Origin of the sequence: Mesorhizobium sp. M1334 (genome assembly GCF_040317995.1) — a bacterium.
In the GTDB taxonomy this organism is placed as follows: Bacteria; Pseudomonadota; Alphaproteobacteria; order Rhizobiales; family Rhizobiaceae; genus Mesorhizobium.
The window spans coordinates 254,861-269,539 of the sequence record NZ_JAMYLM010000004.1 but is presented as its reverse complement, the minus strand read 5'-3'; the positions used below and the strand labels follow the sequence as shown (position 1 = coordinate 269,539).

At 64.6% G+C, this 14,679-nt stretch carries 18 protein-coding genes; 10 read left to right on the top strand and 8 right to left on the bottom strand.

Annotated elements, in window-relative coordinates; all coding sequences use genetic code 11:
- Window positions 1–129: 129 nt before the first annotated feature.
- The 7 genes from NKH17_RS10950 to NKH17_RS10920 all read left to right on the top strand — a co-directional run bounded on the left by NKH17_RS10950 (window position 130) and on the right by NKH17_RS10920 (window position 5,655).
- Window positions 130–1,422, top strand: a complete 1,293-nt coding sequence (locus tag NKH17_RS10950) for an MFS transporter (protein ID WP_352895858.1) — start codon at window positions 130–132, stop codon at window positions 1,420–1,422.
- 107 nt (window positions 1,423–1,529) lie between these two features.
- Entirely contained in the window at window positions 1,530–2,714 is a 1,185-nt protein-coding gene (locus tag NKH17_RS10945; protein WP_352645469.1) for a cell wall hydrolase, read from the top strand.
- 255 nt (window positions 2,715–2,969) lie between these two features.
- Complete coding sequence (locus NKH17_RS10940; RefSeq protein ID WP_352895855.1) at window positions 2,970–3,368, top strand: AtpZ/AtpI family protein; 399 nt, start codon at window positions 2,970–2,972, stop codon at window positions 3,366–3,368.
- 70 nt (window positions 3,369–3,438) lie between these two features.
- On the top strand, window positions 3,439–4,197 hold the full coding sequence (locus tag NKH17_RS10935) for a F0F1 ATP synthase subunit A (RefSeq protein ID WP_352645472.1): 759 nt from the start codon (window positions 3,439–3,441) through the stop codon (window positions 4,195–4,197).
- 68 nt (window positions 4,198–4,265) lie between these two features.
- On the top strand, window positions 4,266–4,490 hold the full coding sequence (locus tag NKH17_RS10930; RefSeq protein ID WP_254820421.1) for a F0F1 ATP synthase subunit C: 225 nt from the start codon (window positions 4,266–4,268) through the stop codon (window positions 4,488–4,490).
- Window positions 4,491–4,571: 81 nt separating this feature from the next.
- On the top strand, window positions 4,572–5,153 hold the full coding sequence (locus NKH17_RS10925) for a F0F1 ATP synthase subunit B (RefSeq protein ID WP_352645474.1): 582 nt from the start codon (window positions 4,572–4,574) through the stop codon (window positions 5,151–5,153).
- Between the two features lie 10 nt (window positions 5,154–5,163).
- On the top strand, window positions 5,164–5,655 hold the full coding sequence (locus NKH17_RS10920) for a F0F1 ATP synthase subunit B (RefSeq protein WP_352895852.1): 492 nt from the start codon (window positions 5,164–5,166) through the stop codon (window positions 5,653–5,655).
- 260 nt (window positions 5,656–5,915) lie between these two features.
- Here the strand turns inward: NKH17_RS10920 and rnhB are convergent, their stop codons facing one another.
- A complete protein-coding gene (gene rnhB, locus NKH17_RS10915; protein ID WP_254818401.1) occupies window positions 5,916–6,611 on the bottom strand; it encodes a ribonuclease HII in 696 nt (231 codons plus the stop codon).
- 168 nt (window positions 6,612–6,779) lie between these two features.
- Complete coding sequence (locus NKH17_RS10910; RefSeq protein ID WP_352896040.1) at window positions 6,780–7,934, bottom strand: PA0069 family radical SAM protein; 1,155 nt, start codon at window positions 7,932–7,934, stop codon at window positions 6,780–6,782.
- Between the two features lie 151 nt (window positions 7,935–8,085).
- Here NKH17_RS10910 and NKH17_RS10905 point away from each other — a divergent pair, with 151 nt between their 5' ends.
- Window positions 8,086–8,589, top strand: coding sequence for a glycosyltransferase (locus tag NKH17_RS10905; protein ID WP_023716858.1), 504 nt, complete (start codon window positions 8,086–8,088; stop codon window positions 8,587–8,589).
- A 189-nt stretch (window positions 8,590–8,778) separates the two neighbouring features.
- Window positions 8,779–9,753 (top strand): phytanoyl-CoA dioxygenase family protein, encoded by a 975-nt coding sequence (locus tag NKH17_RS10900; RefSeq protein WP_352476633.1) that lies wholly within the window; start codon window positions 8,779–8,781, stop codon window positions 9,751–9,753.
- 33 nt (window positions 9,754–9,786) lie between these two features.
- Here the strand turns inward: NKH17_RS10900 and moaB are convergent, their stop codons facing one another.
- The 6 genes from moaB to NKH17_RS10870 form a co-directional block, all read right to left on the bottom strand.
- Window positions 9,787–10,329: a molybdenum cofactor biosynthesis protein B gene (gene moaB, locus NKH17_RS10895; protein ID WP_352801424.1), complete on the bottom strand. Its 543-nt coding sequence runs from the start codon at window positions 10,327–10,329 to the stop codon at window positions 9,787–9,789.
- Window positions 10,316–11,218, bottom strand: coding sequence for a 4-(cytidine 5'-diphospho)-2-C-methyl-D-erythritol kinase (locus NKH17_RS10890; protein ID WP_352970740.1), 903 nt, complete (start codon window positions 11,216–11,218; stop codon window positions 10,316–10,318). The genes moaB and NKH17_RS10890 overlap by 14 nt, the downstream gene beginning before the upstream one ends.
- Window positions 11,219–11,244: 26 nt before the next feature.
- Window positions 11,245–11,430: a hypothetical protein gene (locus tag NKH17_RS10885; RefSeq protein ID WP_254818406.1), complete on the bottom strand. Its 186-nt coding sequence runs from the start codon at window positions 11,428–11,430 to the stop codon at window positions 11,245–11,247.
- 81 nt (window positions 11,431–11,511) lie between these two features.
- Complete coding sequence (locus NKH17_RS10880; RefSeq protein ID WP_352505244.1) at window positions 11,512–12,369, bottom strand: S49 family peptidase; 858 nt, start codon at window positions 12,367–12,369, stop codon at window positions 11,512–11,514.
- Window positions 12,370–12,456: 87 nt separating this feature from the next.
- Window positions 12,457–13,257, bottom strand: coding sequence for a tRNA1(Val) (adenine(37)-N6)-methyltransferase (locus NKH17_RS10875; protein ID WP_254818408.1), 801 nt, complete (start codon window positions 13,255–13,257; stop codon window positions 12,457–12,459).
- Complete coding sequence (locus tag NKH17_RS10870; RefSeq protein WP_023674082.1) at window positions 13,257–13,481, bottom strand: putative signal transducing protein; 225 nt, start codon at window positions 13,479–13,481, stop codon at window positions 13,257–13,259. The genes NKH17_RS10875 and NKH17_RS10870 overlap by 1 nt, the downstream gene beginning before the upstream one ends.
- Before the next feature lie 160 nt (window positions 13,482–13,641).
- Between NKH17_RS10870 and NKH17_RS10865 the strand changes: the two genes are divergently transcribed.
- On the top strand, window positions 13,642–14,658 hold the full coding sequence (locus tag NKH17_RS10865; RefSeq protein WP_254818409.1) for a polyprenyl synthetase family protein: 1,017 nt from the start codon (window positions 13,642–13,644) through the stop codon (window positions 14,656–14,658).
- The last annotated feature ends 21 nt before the right edge of the window (window positions 14,659–14,679 follow it).

Here is a 14,679-nt window from a genome sequence, read left to right as displayed (position 1 = left end):
TGGGACATTACGTGAAAAACTTCCTGATTTTCAGTACGAAATTATGGCGGTAGAGACAGCGCGTCAAGAACCGAACGCAACCAGCCCATGCAGGAGCTGAACCATGTCCGCTGTCGCCACACGAGCAGATTGCAAACGCGTCGCCCGGCCGCCGTTACCAGCCTGTCAGAGCAGGCGGCGCTTCGACCCAATCATCGCTGGAAGGTGCTGGGCATCGGCGTCGCCGCCAATGCCTGCTTCTCCGCGACATTCTCCGGCATTCCGGCCACGGCCGTGTTCCTGCGCTCGGGCTATCATCTCTCCAATGGCGAGCTCGGTCTGGCGCTTGGCCTTCTCGGCTTGGGCGTGGCGCTGAGCGAATTGCCGTGGGGGCTGCTGACCGATCGCTGGGGCGACCGCCGCGTGCTGCTGACCGGGCTCGGCGCAACCGCGGTGTGGCTGCTCGTCATGGCCGCGCTGGTCGTGCCGTCACCAGCCCAAATTCCCGGCGTCGCGCTTCTCGCCGCTGCCCTGCTGGTCACCGGATTGCTCGGCGGCAGCGTCAACGGCTCCAGCGGCCGCGCCATCATGGCCTGGTTTGGCGAAGGCGAGCGTGGCTTTGCCATGAGCATCAGGCAGACGGCGGTGCCGCTTGGCGGCGGGCTTGGCGCGCTGGTGCTGCCGTCGCTCGCTTCGGCCCATGGCTTCACGGCGGTCTTCGGATTTCTGGCGGCTGCGTCCGCCGTCTCGACCTCGCTCGCCTGGCGCTGGCTGCATCAGCCGCCGGCGCACGACCATGCCCATTCGAGCAGCGCGGCAAAGCCGGCCGGCCCGGCACCGCTGCGCAACCCGGCCGTCTGGCGCATCGCGACAGCCATCGGCCTGCTGTGCTTCCCACAGGTGGCCGTGCTCACCTTTGCTTCCGTCTTCCTGCATGATTTTGCCGGCATGGGAACGGCCGTGATCAGCGCCAGCCTGGCTGCCGTGCAGGTCGGCGCCATGGTCATGCGCGTCTGGAGCGGCCGCTACACCGACCGTCACGGCAACCGCCGGTCGTTCCTGCGTCTGTGCAGCATGCTGAGCGTGGCCGCCTTCGCCGTGCTTGCGGCGCTCGTCTTGTTTTCGGGCCAATACTTGTCAGGCCAAGCGCCGATGCTGTCGCCGGCGATCGTTGCGATGCTCGTCGTGGCCGGCATCTGCGTCTCCTCCTGGCATGGCGTCGCCTACACCGAGCTTGCGACTCTGGCCGGCGCCAGCCAGGCCGGAACGGCGCTCGGCCTTGCCAACAGCCTGGTCTTCATTGCCTTCTTCCTGGTGCCGATCGCCATTCCCGGGCTTCTCGTGCTCTGCTCGTGGGCAGGCGTCTGGCTGGGTGCGGCTATTTGCGCGCTGATCGCCTGGCCGATCTTTCTTCCGCCAACGGACAGCCGCAAAAGCGCCTGACTTCGACACGAGATGGGAAAACAACGTTCTAAGCTGTTAACGCCCCATCAAGGTTAATGCATCATTGTAGCTCTCCAGTGGGGTCCGTTGCGTTTCTGGAGAGTTCCGTGCATCGACGTGTTTTGACGCGGCTTGTCGCCGCCGCCGGTGAGAAAAAGCGTTCCTTCCTGTCTCCGTTTATTATTGGCCTTGGCATCTGGATCGGCTTTCCGACGGTCGCTGCCTATCAGGACATGACAAGCCTGGTCTCCGGCCTGGAGGCGCCGAGCGTCCGCTGGAACGCCTATGTCGAGAAATCCGTCGCCGGCTCGGTTCACGCCGCCGAAATGCCCTTCCTCGATTCCAGCAGCACCGGCTCGCTGTCCGGCTCCGGCGTGCAACTGCCCGGCATCGGCGCCGTCTCGTTTCGCGGCAAGGGCGGCATCGCCGGCACCACGCCGGACGAAAACCGCATCACGCGTGCCGACAAGAAGGGCCGCATCATCCAGGTCTCGCCCGTCTCGCCGCCGAAGAACTTCAACGCCGGCTCGATCTTCGAGCGAACCTCCTCGCTGCTCCGCCCAAGCATGGACAGCGGCCTGAGGATGGCCTTCGCCAAGCCCGAGATCAAAGGCAAGGAAATCCAGATCGCCGCCTCCTTCCACACGCGTGTCGACAAGAAGCCGGATTCCGGCGTGCCGGCGATGCTTGCCGCGCTGGTCAACAACGATCATCCCGACGTGCTGGCGACCGCCTACGCCTCGTCGGCCCCCGATTACGCCAAGGCGTCGCCTTTCGAGGCCTTGCTGCAGGACGAGGACCCGAACGATGGCCGCTTCATTCCGCCGCTGAGCAAGGGCGATCATTCTTGGATGCAGACGCCGCTGCCGGCGAGCGTCTTTTCCAAACCGGAGCAGGCCTGTCTCGCCAACGGCATCTACTTCGAGGCGCGCGGCGAGTCCGTGCGCGGCCAGGCCGCCGTCGCCCAGGTCATCCTCAACCGTGTCCGCAACCCGGCCTATCCGAACTCGATCTGCGGCGTCGTCTACCAGAACGACAACTGGTTCAACCGCTGTCAGTTTTCCTTCGCCTGCGACGGCAGGAAGAAGCGGATCGACAACCCCGCTGCCTACAAGACCGCCCAGGATGTCGCCATGGCCGTCACAGCCGGCAAGATCTTCATTCCGGAAGTCGGCTCGTCGACCCATTATTACGCCAACTACGTCCATCCGGGCTGGGCGCGGACGATGCAGAAAATGACCAGGATCGGCCTGCATATCTTCTACCGCACCTATGGCGGCGGCTGGAGCTAAGCGCTCTGGCGGCCCTTGCATCTTTCCCGCGAGAGCGGCCGATGGAAGACGCATCGCTGTGGGGATTCGGCCGCAGCCCGCCGGAGACCGCGTCGGGCACGATGTCGCACCCAGGCAAGTAGCTGATTCATAACGAAAAAATACTTGAGCTTGAAGATCCGCCCGTGGCTTGACGGGCGCGGACCCTCTAACTATGTTGCCGGCGACTTTAAGAAGCGGACGGACGGTGACGGTCTGACCGGGCAGGGGGGTTGCGTGGCCGACAAGAATGGGCCAGACGGAACCGGCAAAACCGGCCGCGGCAAGCAGCATGAAGCCGACATCCGCGACGACGATCTTGAGCGCCGCCGGCGCGACCTTGAAGCATCGCTTGCGACAAGGCGGCCGGGTCGGCTCGAGGGGAAAGACGACGCGAAAACGGGCAGTGTGGCCGGGTACGGCCAGGCGCTCAAGCTGTCCAGCGAGTTCATCGCCGGGATAGTGGTCGGTGCGGCTCTCGGCTGGTTTATCGATCGCGTGGCGGGGACATCGCCGTGGGGTCTGATAGTCGGGCTGCTGCTGGGTTTTGGCGCCGGCGTGCTCAATGTCCTGCGTTCAGCCGGGCTTGTGTCGGAATTCGGAACGGGCGACAAACCGCGCGATCCGAAAGAATGAATTGAGGCGCCGCATGCCGGCGCATTGAACAGAATGCTGAAGCCGCCTGCGGCTTTGATGGGGATTTAAAGTGGCTGCTGACAAGGTCGATCCGATCCACCAGTTCCAGATCCATCCGATCGTTCCGATTCACATCGGCGGCTACGACCTGTCTTTCACCAATTCGGCTCTGTTCATGCTTGCGACGGTCGCTGTCGCATCAGCGTTTCTCTACCTCAGCACGTCGAGCCGCAGCCTGGTTCCGGGCCGCCTTCAGTCGGTCTCGGAAATGGCCTATGAATTTGTCGGCAACATGCTGAGGGACGCCGCGGGCACGCAGGGCATGAAGTTCTTCCCGTTCGTGTTCTCGCTGTTCATGTTCGTGCTTGTCGCCAACCTGCTTGGCCTGTTCCCGTATTTCTTCACCGTCACCAGCCATATTATCGTCACCTTCGGCCTCGCCGCGCTGGTGATCGGAACGGTCGTCGTCTACGGCTTCATGAAGCACGGTCTCGGCTTCCTGAAGCTGTTCGTGCCGAAAGGCGTGCCCATCGTGATGATGTTGCTTGTCGTTCCGATCGAAGTGATTTCCTTCGTATCGCGCCCGGTCAGCCTCTCGGTTCGTCTGTTCGCCAACATGTTGGCCGGCCACATCACGCTGAAAGTGTTTTCGGGATTCGTCGTCAGCCTCAGCGCTCTCGGCACGCTTGGCATTGCGGGTTCGGTCCTGCCGCTGGCGATGGCCGTGGCTTTGACGGCTCTGGAGTTGCTCGTGGCGCTTTTGCAGGCCTACGTCTTCGCCGTGCTGACCTGCATGTATCTGAACGACGCCCTGCACCCTTCGCACTGATTTAGAGTTTCCGGCATTGCCGCCGGATGGAACCGCAACGGAATTTTAGATCCAAAGGAGTTGAACAAATGGACGCAGAAGCAGCAAAGTACATCGGCGCCGGCATCGCATGCCTCGGCATGGGCGGCGCGGGCGTTGGCCTCGGCAACATCTTCGGCAGCTATCTGGCGGGCGCGCTGCGCAACCCGTCGGCCGCCGACGGCCAGTTCGGCCGTCTGATTTTCGGCTTCGCCGTGACCGAAGCGCTGGGTATTTTCTCGCTTCTCATCGCGCTTCTCGCCCTGTTCGGCTGAATATTTGTTCGGCTGAACATTGGGAAGAATTGAACAGGCAGGCCGCGATCCTGCGGCGGGCCTGAATTTCGGGGATAGTCCATGTTCGTGACATCTGCCTTTGCGCAAGAGTCCGCGCCAGCCGCAGCGGAAGGCGACACGCACGCCGGCACCGGCGTGCCTGCCGAGGCGCACGGCACGTTCCCGCCATTCAATCCGGCGACGTACCCGTCACAGCTGCTGTGGCTGGCAATCACTTTCGGGCTGTTCTACCTCTTCTTGAAACGGGTAGTGATGCCGCGCGTTGGCGGCATCATCGACGTTCGCAACGACCGCATCACGCAGGATCTCGATCATGCTGCCCGGTTGAAAAGCGAGGCCGATGCCGCCGTTGCCGCCTATGAGCAGGAATTGGCGGAAGCCAAGGGCAAGGCCAATGCGATCGGCCAGCAGGCCAACGATGCGGCCAAGGCGGAAGCCGAAGCTGCCCGCAAGACGATCGAGGCAGCGCTTGACCAGAAGCTTGGCGAGGCCGAGGCGCGTATTTCTTCTATCAAGGCCAATGCGATGAAGGAAGTCGGCACGATCGCCGAGGACACCGCTTCGGCCATCGTCGAGGCGCTTGTCGGCGGCAAGGCCAGCAAGGCTGAAATCGCGGCCGCGGTCAAATCCGTGGCCGGGTGAGGAGCGCATCATGGACGCCACATCTCTCGCGACGCTTTGGGCAACGGTTGCCCTCGTAATCTTCCTCGGCATCGCCATCTACATCAAGGTGCCGGGCATGATCGCCAAGGCGCTCGATGCGCGGGCCGACAAGATCAGCTCCGAGCTCGGGGAGGCGCGCCGGTTGCGCGAAGAGGCACAGCAGCTGCTTGGCCAATACCAGCGCAAGCGCAAGGAAGCCGAGCAGGAGGCGGCGGCCATCGTTGCCGCCGCCAAGCGTGAAGCCGACATGCTTGCCGCCGAGGCGCACCAGAAGACCGAGGACTATGTCGCCCGGCGCACCGCCTTGGCCGAGCAGAAGATCGGCCAGGCCGAGCGCGAAGCGATCGGCGAAGTGCGTGCCAGCGCTGTCGACATTGCGGTCGAAGCCGCGCGCGCGCTGCTGGCCGGCAAGATCGACGCCAAGGCCGGCGCCGACCTGTTCAACGCCTCCCTGCAGGATTTGAAGTCGAAACTGAATTAAGCGACTTCGTCGAGAAATTCATCGGAAGCCGCCGGGGAAACCTGGCGGCTTTTTTGTTGGCGAAAGCGGCAGAGCGCACAATCTCCCCCCTTGAGGGGGAGATGTCGCCAAAGGCGACAGAGGGGGTCGGTACGTCCTGGCGCGACACCACGTGGGACGAAAGAGAACGTTGGCGCTTCACGCGAGGCGACCCCCTCTGGCCTGCCGGCCATCTCCCCCCTCGAGGGGGGAGATTACGCGCTCAGCCGCTTTCGCCAATCTCAATCCAAACCCGAAAAAACCTCTTCCTCCAGCACCTCGGTGCCGCCGAACCGGAACGGCGCGAAGGAGGCGCGGTGCAGCCGCGCCACCGGCCCGTGCAGATCGATCGCCGTGCGATGGCGCACAGTGGCGTAGCCCATATGCAGTTCGAAGCCGTAACGCGCATGATGGCTGCCGCAGCCGCACATCATGCGGTCGCGCAACACCTTGGCGACGATCGAGGCTGCGGCGATCGACTGCGAGCGCTGGTCGCCCTTGATCAGCGCTTTGCCCTCGCAGGGCAGGCCGGGCGGCACGTCGCGGCCGTCGGCCAGTGCCAGCTTCGGCCGGATTGACAGGCCGGCCACTGCACGGCGCATCGCCTCCAGGCTGGCCCTGAGAATGTTGGAGGCATCGATGCCTTCGGCGCTGACCGAGGCCATCGACACGGCGAGTGCGGAGCCGAGGATTTTCATGAACAGCGCCTCACGCTGCAAATGCGTCAGCCGCTTGGAATCATCGAGGCCGTCGGGGATGTTGGCGGGATCGAGCACCACCGCTGCCGCCACCACCGGCCCGGCGAGTGGGCCGCGGCCGGCCTCGTCCATCCCCGCCACCGGCCAAAGGCCTTCGGCCATCGCTCTCGTCTCGAACGAGAAGTCGGGTTTCTCGACGATTTCGAAGAGAAGCGGAGAATCGGAACGCGGGCGAGCCATGGTGCGGCGAGGTTCGCATCGGCTCCGATTCTCCGCAAGTCCCCTCCGGGTCGGGCGGGGCACCGGACCAGGAGGGGGCTACCGTCTGCAAGCCCGGGGACAGGACAGGCCGGACGGGATTTTTCGCCTGCTGCGGCCGCTTCAAAGCGGCTGGCGCGAGACGCTTTGTCACAGCAGCATCAGCTGCTCGGTTGCCTTGGCAGCGGGGACGAACTGGTCGGTCCTGAGCGAGCGCCGTTCGGCATTGAGGCCGAGCCGTTTGGCGGCGATCTCGAAACGCCGGCCAATCTGCCAGGCATAGGGGCCGGAGCCTTTCATGCGCTTGCCCCATTCCGAATCGTAGTCCTTGCCGTCGCGCATCGAACGGATCAGCGACATGACGTGGCGATAGCGGTCGGGATAGTGGCGCAGCAGCCAGTCCTTGAAGATCGGCGCGACCTCCAGCGGCAGGCGCAGCAGCACATAGCCTGCTTCACGCGCGCCCGCTGCCTGCGCCGAATCGAGGATGCGCTCCATTTCCGGGTCGGTCAGTCCGGGGATGATCGGCGCGACCATCACCGAGGCCGGAATGCCGGCGTCCGAAAGCTGTCTGATCGCCTCCAGCCGCTTGGTCGGCGTCGACGCGCGCGGCTCCATCGTTCTGGCCAGCATCCTGTCCAATGTCGTCACCGACAGCGCCACCTTGGCCAACCCGCGCTCGGCCATGCGCGACAGAATGTCGATATCGCGGGTCACCAGTGCCGATTTGGTCACGATGCCGACCGGATGGCCGCGCGCCTCCAGCACTTCGAGGATCTCACGCGTGATCCGGTATTGCTTCTCTATCGGCTGATAGGGATCGGTGTTGGTGCCTATGGCGATGGTGCGCGGCTGGTAATTATCCCTGGACAATTCCTTGTCGAGCAACCGCGCCGCATCCGGCTTGGCAAACAGCTTCGATTCGAAATCCAGCCCCGGCGACAGGCCCATGAAGCTGTGCGTCGGCCGCGCGAAACAATAGACGCAGCCATGTTCGCAGCCGCGATAGGGATTGATCGAGCGGTCGAAGGAGATATCGGGTGATTCGTTGCGGGTGATGATGGTGCGCGGCTTCTCGACCTGTACCTCGGTCTTGAAGGGCGGCAGCTCCTCCAGCGAATTCCAGCCGTCATCGAACACATGCCGGCTGACCGGCTCGAAACGGCCGGACGGATTGATGCCCGCCGACCGGCCGCGATTGCGGTCCGGACGGACGCGCATGCCGCTCTGCTCGATCATCGCATTCGCCATCTCGGCCCTGCCAGCGCCGAAGGCGGCAATGTCGGCACGCACGATCTGTTCCATTTTGGCCCTTTCCCAGGGACTGTCCGCCCGCTGTCGAATCGCTCTGCTCATGAATGTATTCCTATCGCATTGACGAGAACAAAGCAAGAACTTTCTCGCGGCGCGCCGCAAAAACTGGCGCTGCCCACCGCTTTCCGCTATTCGGCTAAACATGCTCAGCGTCCTGATCGAAACCCTGAATGACGAGGAGGGCCTTGCCCGCACGCTCGCCTCGCTGATCGGCGGCGCGGTCGAGGGCGTAGTGCGCGACGTTCTCGTCTGCGATACCGGCTCGACCGATCAGACGCACCGCGTCGCCGAACATGCCGGCTGCCACTATGTCAGTGGCGGCATCGCTGCGGGCATCAGGCAGGCCAAGGGCGACTGGCTGCTCTTGCTGGAACCGGGCGCGCGGCTGGGGGAGGGCTGGATCGACGAGGTCGTCGCCCACACCGCCAGGCAAACCATGGCGGCGCGATTTTCGCGGGCCCGCGGCAGCCGCGCGCCCTTCCTGTCACGCGTATTTGCCGGAAATCGCGCTCTCGCCGAAGGCTTGGTGATCAGCAAGCGTCAGGCCGCCGCGCTGTCTAAGAGCGCCCGCAGCGCCGAAGCGATCGCCCGCGGCCTGGCGACAAGAAGGCTCCACGCCGAGATCTGGGTGGCGCCGCGGAAGTGACGGCTTACCATCCCGGGCCTAGGGAATGCCGCCCAAGCAAATTTTCTGGCGCGTCGTCGCTTATTGTGCATTGCACAAAATCTGGCCGGGGGTTACCATTCCCTGCGAAACGGGCGAATGGGTTTGGGGTGTGCCGGAGCGGCGGCGACGATTATGTCGATGCTGTTCCCCCGACATTTGAGGACCCCGATGACCCTTTCAAGCCCCGACAAGTCCGGCGCTGCAAGCCTCGAGGCGATCGCACGCAACGGCGGTACGCTGCGCCGCATCGCCGCCCGCATCCCGACCTATCTTTCCGACCTTCGCGAGAATCCGGCATGGCTGCCGATGTTCATGCTGGCCCGCACCATGCCGGCGCGGCGGCTGCACTGGCGCGGTGCAAAGCCCGTTCCGCCGGCGCGCAATGTCGGTGAAACGATGTTCGCCGGCGTCGATCGCGATGCCGTCGTCGGCGCGCTGCGGACGGAGGGGCTCTATTCGGGCCTGATGCTGCCGGCCGCCATCCATGAGGAGATCGCCCGCTTCGCCGAGCGCACGCCATGCTTCGGCAATTTCGACCGCCGGCTGGAATTCCTGCCCGAAAAACACGCCGATGCCGAAAAGCATTTCGGCCGCCCGCTGCTCAGCGGTCACTATTTCGAACGGGTCCTCGACTGCAACGCTGCGGTCGCCGTGCAGCGCGATCCGCTGCTTCTCGATATCGCAGCGCACTATCTCGGCAGCCAGGCCAAGCTGATCACCACCCGCGTCTGGTGGAGCTTTCCGACCGGTGGCGTCTCGGACGCCGACAAGAACATGGCCTCGCTCGGCAAATACCATTTCGACCTCGACGACTGGCGCATGTTGAAGTTTTTCTTCTACCTGGTGCCGGTCGACAACGACACCGGGCCGCATGTCTATGTCCGCGGCTCCCACAACCGGCGCATCCTGAAGCACCAGCTGACGCTGCTGGTAGGCCATTCGGCGGAAGAGGTGCTGGGCGTGTACGGCGAGCAGAGCCCGGTAACGCTGACCGGGCAGGCCGGCCTCGGCTTTGTCGAGGACCCGTTCGGCTTCCATATGGGCACCGTGCCGACGCGCACCCCGCGGCTGATGATGGAGGTCGGCTTCGGCGTGTCGCCGCCCTCGCGCCGCCGTTTTCACGGCGAGCCGGTCATTCGCTAAACCGAGGTCGCTTGGCTGACACCTTGGCTCGCCTCAGCCGCGCCGCAAATGCTCGTCCAGCCGCGGCATGATCTCGACGAAGTTGCAGGGCATGTGCCGGTAGTCGAGCTGGGGCTTCAAGATACCGTCCCAGGCGTCCTTGCAGGCGCCGGGCGAGCCCGGCAGCACGAAGACGAAGGTGGCGTTGACGACGCCACCGGTTGCCCGGCTCTGGATCGTCGAGGTGCCGATCTTGTCGTAGGAGATGCGGTGGAACACTTCGGAAAAGCCGTCCATGCGCTTTTCGAAGATCGGCTCCAGCGCTTCCGGCGTCACGTCGCGGCCGGTGAAGCCGGTGCCGCCGGTGGTGATGACGACATCGATCGCTTCGTCCCTTGACCAACCCAGGACCTTGTCGCGGATCTTGTCGCGGTCGTCGGTGACGATGTCGCGGGCGGCGAGGATGTGGCCGGCCTCGGCAATACGGTCGGCCAGCGTCTGCCCGGATTTGTCGTCGGCGAGGCTGCGCGTATCGGAAACGGTCAGTACCGCGATGCGCACGGGAACAAAGGGGCGGCTCACGTCAATCCTGGCCATGGGCCTCAGCCTCCGATGTCATGCTTCGCGTCGCTGCGACAAACCAGTCTGGATGGCGGCCGCGAATATCGACGGCCGCGCGCTTGGCCACGTTGCCGGTCTCGAACAGCCCGAAGCAGGTGGCGCCGGAACCCGACATCCTGGCAAAACCGGCTCCGGCCTTGTTAAGCACGGAAAGCGCCTTGCCGATGGCGGGCTGGATTGCACGCGCCGCAGGCTCGAGATCGTTGCGGGTGATCTCCAGCCAGTTGCGGATGCTGTGGAAGTCGAGGCTGTGCGGCAGCGGCGGCAGCCCCGCATTGTCCCGGCGGCCAAGCGCCTCGAACACGTCGGCCGTCGAGACGGCAGTGCCGGGATTGACGAGCACCAGACCCAGCGCCGGGAAACCCGGCACGAGCGTCAGCTCGTCGCCGACGCCGTGGGCTATCAGCGGCTTGGCAGCGAGGCACATCGGCACGTCGGCGCCGAGCGACAGGCCGATCCGCGCCAGTTCGGCATCGCCGACATCAAGTCCCCAGGTCTGGACCAGGGCGCGCAGCACAGCCGCCGCGTCGCTCGATCCGCCGCCGACACCGGACGCGACCGGCAGGTTCTTTTCGAGCCGGATGGCGACAGCCGGCGCGTGTTGGGAACCGGCCTCGCGACGCAGTGCGTCGCGCGCTCTCACCACCAGATTATTGTCGTCGACCGGCACCGCGGAGGCGTATTTGCCGGACACGGAAAACCCATCGCTGTCGGCAAGTTCTGTCTCGATGCGGTCGCCGAAGCGGGTGAACACAGCCAGGCTTTCGATCATGTGATAACCGTCGGCGCGCCGGCCGGTGACGTGCAGCGCGAGATTTATCTTGGCGTGCGCATGCAATCCCCGGACGCTGGTCTCGGCGTTCATGGGCTCGGCCGCGAGGGGGACGACGGTCAATCCTTGGCCAGACGGTATTCGCCGGTCTTCGGATCCTTGACCAGTGTTCCCATGGTGCCGTTGGCCGTCTGCTTTTCGGCCCGACGTACCTTGGCGGTCACCCGCTCGGCTTCCCTGATGAAGGAGCGGTAGCCGAAATAGGCGGCAATGCCGACGACGGCGAAGAAAATGATCTGCGGCATGTCAAACTCCTCCCTCGCAAGGCCGGCAAGGCCGCCGGTCGGGTCGGTTGATGATTTATGCTAGACGCTTTCACCGGCTTTTCAAAGCCCGAAGCGCGCCCACAGCGCGCGCTCTTCCGCCGCATCGATGACGCCGCTTGCCGCGGCGGCAGCGATGTCGGGCGCCGACAAGCTCGAGCCGAACAGGCCGAAGCGGCCGAACAGGCCGCGCGGCGCGGTGATCAGCTTGAGCTGGGTTTTCGGCCCGAAACGGCTCTTCAGCACGCTGCGCATGTCGCCGAGCGCATCGACCAGCCCGAGTTCAAGCCCCTTCTTGGCCGTCCAGAACAGGCCAGTGAACAGGTCGGGATCGTCCTTGAGCTTGCTGCCGCGCCTGTCCTTGACGAGGTCGATGAAGGTCTCGTGGACCTCCAGTTGCAGCGCCTTCAGGCGCTCGACGTCCTCCTTCTTTTCCGGTTTGAACGGGTCGAGCACCGCCTTGTTCTGGCCGGCGGTGTGGACGCGGCGCTCGACGCCGATCTTCTTCAACAGCTCGGGAAAGCCGAACGAGGCCGACACCACGCCGATCGAGCCGACGATGGAGGACGGGTCGGCAAAGATCTCGTCGCCCGCGACCGCAATCATGTAGCCGCCCGATGCCGCCACGTCCTCGACGAAAACCAGGACCTTCTTGTTCTTCTCGCTCGCCAGGTCGCGGATGCGCCTGAAGATCAGCCGCGACTGCACCGGCGAGCCGCCTGGCGAATTGATCGAGATGGCGACCGCCGGCGCATCGAAGGAAAACAGCTTTTCGAGAAGACCGGCGGTGGAAGCGAGCGACAGGCTCGGCCGGAACTGGCCGCCGCCGGGCATGATCGTGCCGTGCAGCCGGATGACCGGAATGGTGACGACGGTGGAGCGCCAGGATTTCGGCAGCAGGCGGTTGAAAAGGCGTTTCACGAGGGGGCGGTCTCCGGTCGATTTGCTTGAGGCATGTAGGAATTCGCCGGCCAACGGCAATGCCGTCACCCCGGCAATCAGAATGGATCAGTCTCCGAACAGCGACGCCAGCCCGTTATTGATCAGCTCTGCCCGCTCCGAAGGGCCATTGCCTGAGTAGGCATGCAGCATCAGCGGCGGCTGGATCGACAGTTTGCCGCGTGCGCCGAGTGCCGCCCGGACGACGATGCGGATCGCTGCCGCCTCGGGGCGAGGATGGACGGCCAGCATCTCGGCGTCGCCGAAGCGGCCGGCAACGGCATCGAGGATGGCGCCGAGCTGTTCCGGCCGGGCGATGACGGCCAGCCCGCCACCCGGCCTGACCACCGCGGCCGCGCTGCGGATCCAGCTGTCGAACAATCCATCCTCCGAGACATGTGCGGCTTTTCTCAGCGGATCGGGCGTCGCGCGATCCTCGGCGGCATTGAACGGCGGGTTCATGATGACGAAATCGAAGCTGTTGTCCTCGAGGCCGGCGGCCGTTCGCGCCCGGCCCGACAGCGCGACATCGGCGACGAGCACCGAGGCGCGGTCGCTGAGATGCGCATTGCCGGGATGGGCAAGCGTGGTGGTGGCGAAGGCCGCCATTTCCGGGGAACGCTCGACAAGCACGGCCGCGGCAGCGGGGCATCGCGACAGCACCGCCAGGCCGGCGGCACCGGCACCCGCGCCAAAGTCGGCCAGCCGCCCGGCGAAGGAGGACGGCACGGCAGCAGCCAGCATCATCGCATCCATGCCAGCGCGGTGGCCGGCCTTTCTCGGCTGCACCAGCCAGAAGCGACCGCGATGGAAGGCATCGACCGTGTGAGCCGGCATGTCGGGGACAAGGGCAGCGGGCGACGCGGACATTATTTTTGGCGGATCTCGTTGGCGATGCCGGCATCCGTCAGGATGCGCCGCGCCGCATCGGCCTTGTCGGCGTCCACCATGACACGGCGGGGCAGGATGCCGATCGAGCCGTCGAGCACGCTCATGTTCTGGTCGGCGACGAAACAGCCGATACCGGCATCGCGCATCAGCGATTCGACAAACGAAATGATGACGGCGTCGTTGGTGCGGATGAGCTCTATCATCGGATGAAACTCGCAGTTTGCAGCGTTGATGTAAACGTAGGCGTGATCATGTACCAGAGCCGGCGCGCCAATTCGCCTCTTGCCGCACCGGTGGGTGACACCCTAGAGTCTGTCCAGGGACCATGTTGCCGTCGTGCATATCGAGGTTGGGAGTTTTGCCGTGGGTGTCGTTCTCAACATTGAAAACGGGAAGCGCGAAGCCGCCTCGATAAAGGACCTCATCGACCTGACCGCGGCCGACATGGGGCGCGTCAACAAATTGATCCTGTCGAAGGCCGGCTCCGATGTCGAGATGATCCCGGAGATCGCCAACCATCTGATCTCATCCGGCGGCAAACGGCTGCGGCCGATGCTGACGCTCGCCGCCGCCCAGATGTTCGGCTATTCCGGCGACGGCCATGTCAAGCTCGCCACATCGGTCGAATTCATGCACACAGCGACACTTCTCCACGACGACGTTGTCGACGAAAGCGGCATGCGGCGCGGCAAGAAGACGGCGCGCATGATCTGGGGCAACCAGGCCAGTGTTCTGGTCGGCGATTTCCTGCTCGGCCAGGCCTTTCGCATGATGGTCGATGTCGCCTCGCTGGAAGCGCTCGACATCCTGTCGAGTGCGGCCTCGGTGATCGCCGAAGGCGAGGTGATGCAGCTTGCCGCCGCCAAGAACCTCGAAACCACCGAGGACGAGCACTTCGCCGTGATCAAGGCCAAGACCGCGGCGCTGTTCTCAGCCGCCGCCGAGGTCGGCCCGGTCATCGCCCAGGCGACGCGCAACGATCGCGCAGCACTCCGCTCCTATGGCATGAATCTCGGCCTTGCTTTCCAGCTGATCGACGACGCGCTGGATTATGGCGGCACCAGCAAGGATCTCGGCAAGAATGTCGGCGACGATTTCCGCGAAGGCAAGGTAACGCTGCCGGTGATCCTCGCCTATCGGCGCGGCACCAAGGCCGAGCGCAGCTTCTGGAAACGCGCCATCGAGGACAATGCCGCCGACGATGCCGGACTGGAAAAGGCAATCGGCCTGATGCTCCGCCACGGGGCGATTGCCGACACCATCGGGCGCGCTCGCCATTTCGGCGAGATCGCCCGTGACGCGCTGGCGCCGCTCGAAGCGACGCCGCAGAAGTCTGCGCTGATCGACGTCATCGATTTCTGCATCAGCCGGGTGAATTGACAGCCATCGGCGCCCGCGCCG

What these genes read in the sequence shown, in the direction of transcription:
- NKH17_RS10890 (WP_352970740.1), bottom strand. Translation starts at nt 11,218, where the DNA reads ATGAACGCCGAGACCAGCGTCCGGGGATTGCATGCGCACGCCAAGATA.
- NKH17_RS10920 (WP_352895852.1), top strand. Translation starts at nt 5,164, where the DNA reads ATGGACGCCACATCTCTCGCGACGCTTTGGGCAACGGTTGCCCTCGTA.
- NKH17_RS10905 (WP_023716858.1), top strand. Translation starts at nt 8,086, where the DNA reads ATGCTCAGCGTCCTGATCGAAACCCTGAATGACGAGGAGGGCCTTGCC.
- NKH17_RS10885 (WP_254818406.1), bottom strand. Translation starts at nt 11,430, where the DNA reads ATGCCGCAGATCATTTTCTTCGCCGTCGTCGGCATTGCCGCCTATTTC.
- NKH17_RS10925 (WP_352645474.1), top strand. Translation starts at nt 4,572, where the DNA reads ATGTTCGTGACATCTGCCTTTGCGCAAGAGTCCGCGCCAGCCGCAGCG.
- moaB (WP_352801424.1), bottom strand. Translation starts at nt 10,329, where the DNA reads ATGGCCAGGATTGACGTGAGCCGCCCCTTTGTTCCCGTGCGCATCGCG.
- NKH17_RS10910 (WP_352896040.1), bottom strand. Translation starts at nt 7,934, where the DNA reads ATGGAACAGATCGTGCGTGCCGACATTGCCGCCTTCGGCGCTGGCAGG.
- rnhB (WP_254818401.1), bottom strand. Translation starts at nt 6,611, where the DNA reads ATGGCTCGCCCGCGTTCCGATTCTCCGCTTCTCTTCGAAATCGTCGAG.
- NKH17_RS10900 (WP_352476633.1), top strand. Translation starts at nt 8,779, where the DNA reads ATGACCCTTTCAAGCCCCGACAAGTCCGGCGCTGCAAGCCTCGAGGCG.
- NKH17_RS10930 (WP_254820421.1), top strand. Translation starts at nt 4,266, where the DNA reads ATGGACGCAGAAGCAGCAAAGTACATCGGCGCCGGCATCGCATGCCTC.
- NKH17_RS10870 (WP_023674082.1), bottom strand. Translation starts at nt 13,481, where the DNA reads ATGATAGAGCTCATCCGCACCAACGACGCCGTCATCATTTCGTTTGTC.
- NKH17_RS10875 (WP_254818408.1), bottom strand. Translation starts at nt 13,257, where the DNA reads ATGTCCGCGTCGCCCGCTGCCCTTGTCCCCGACATGCCGGCTCACACG.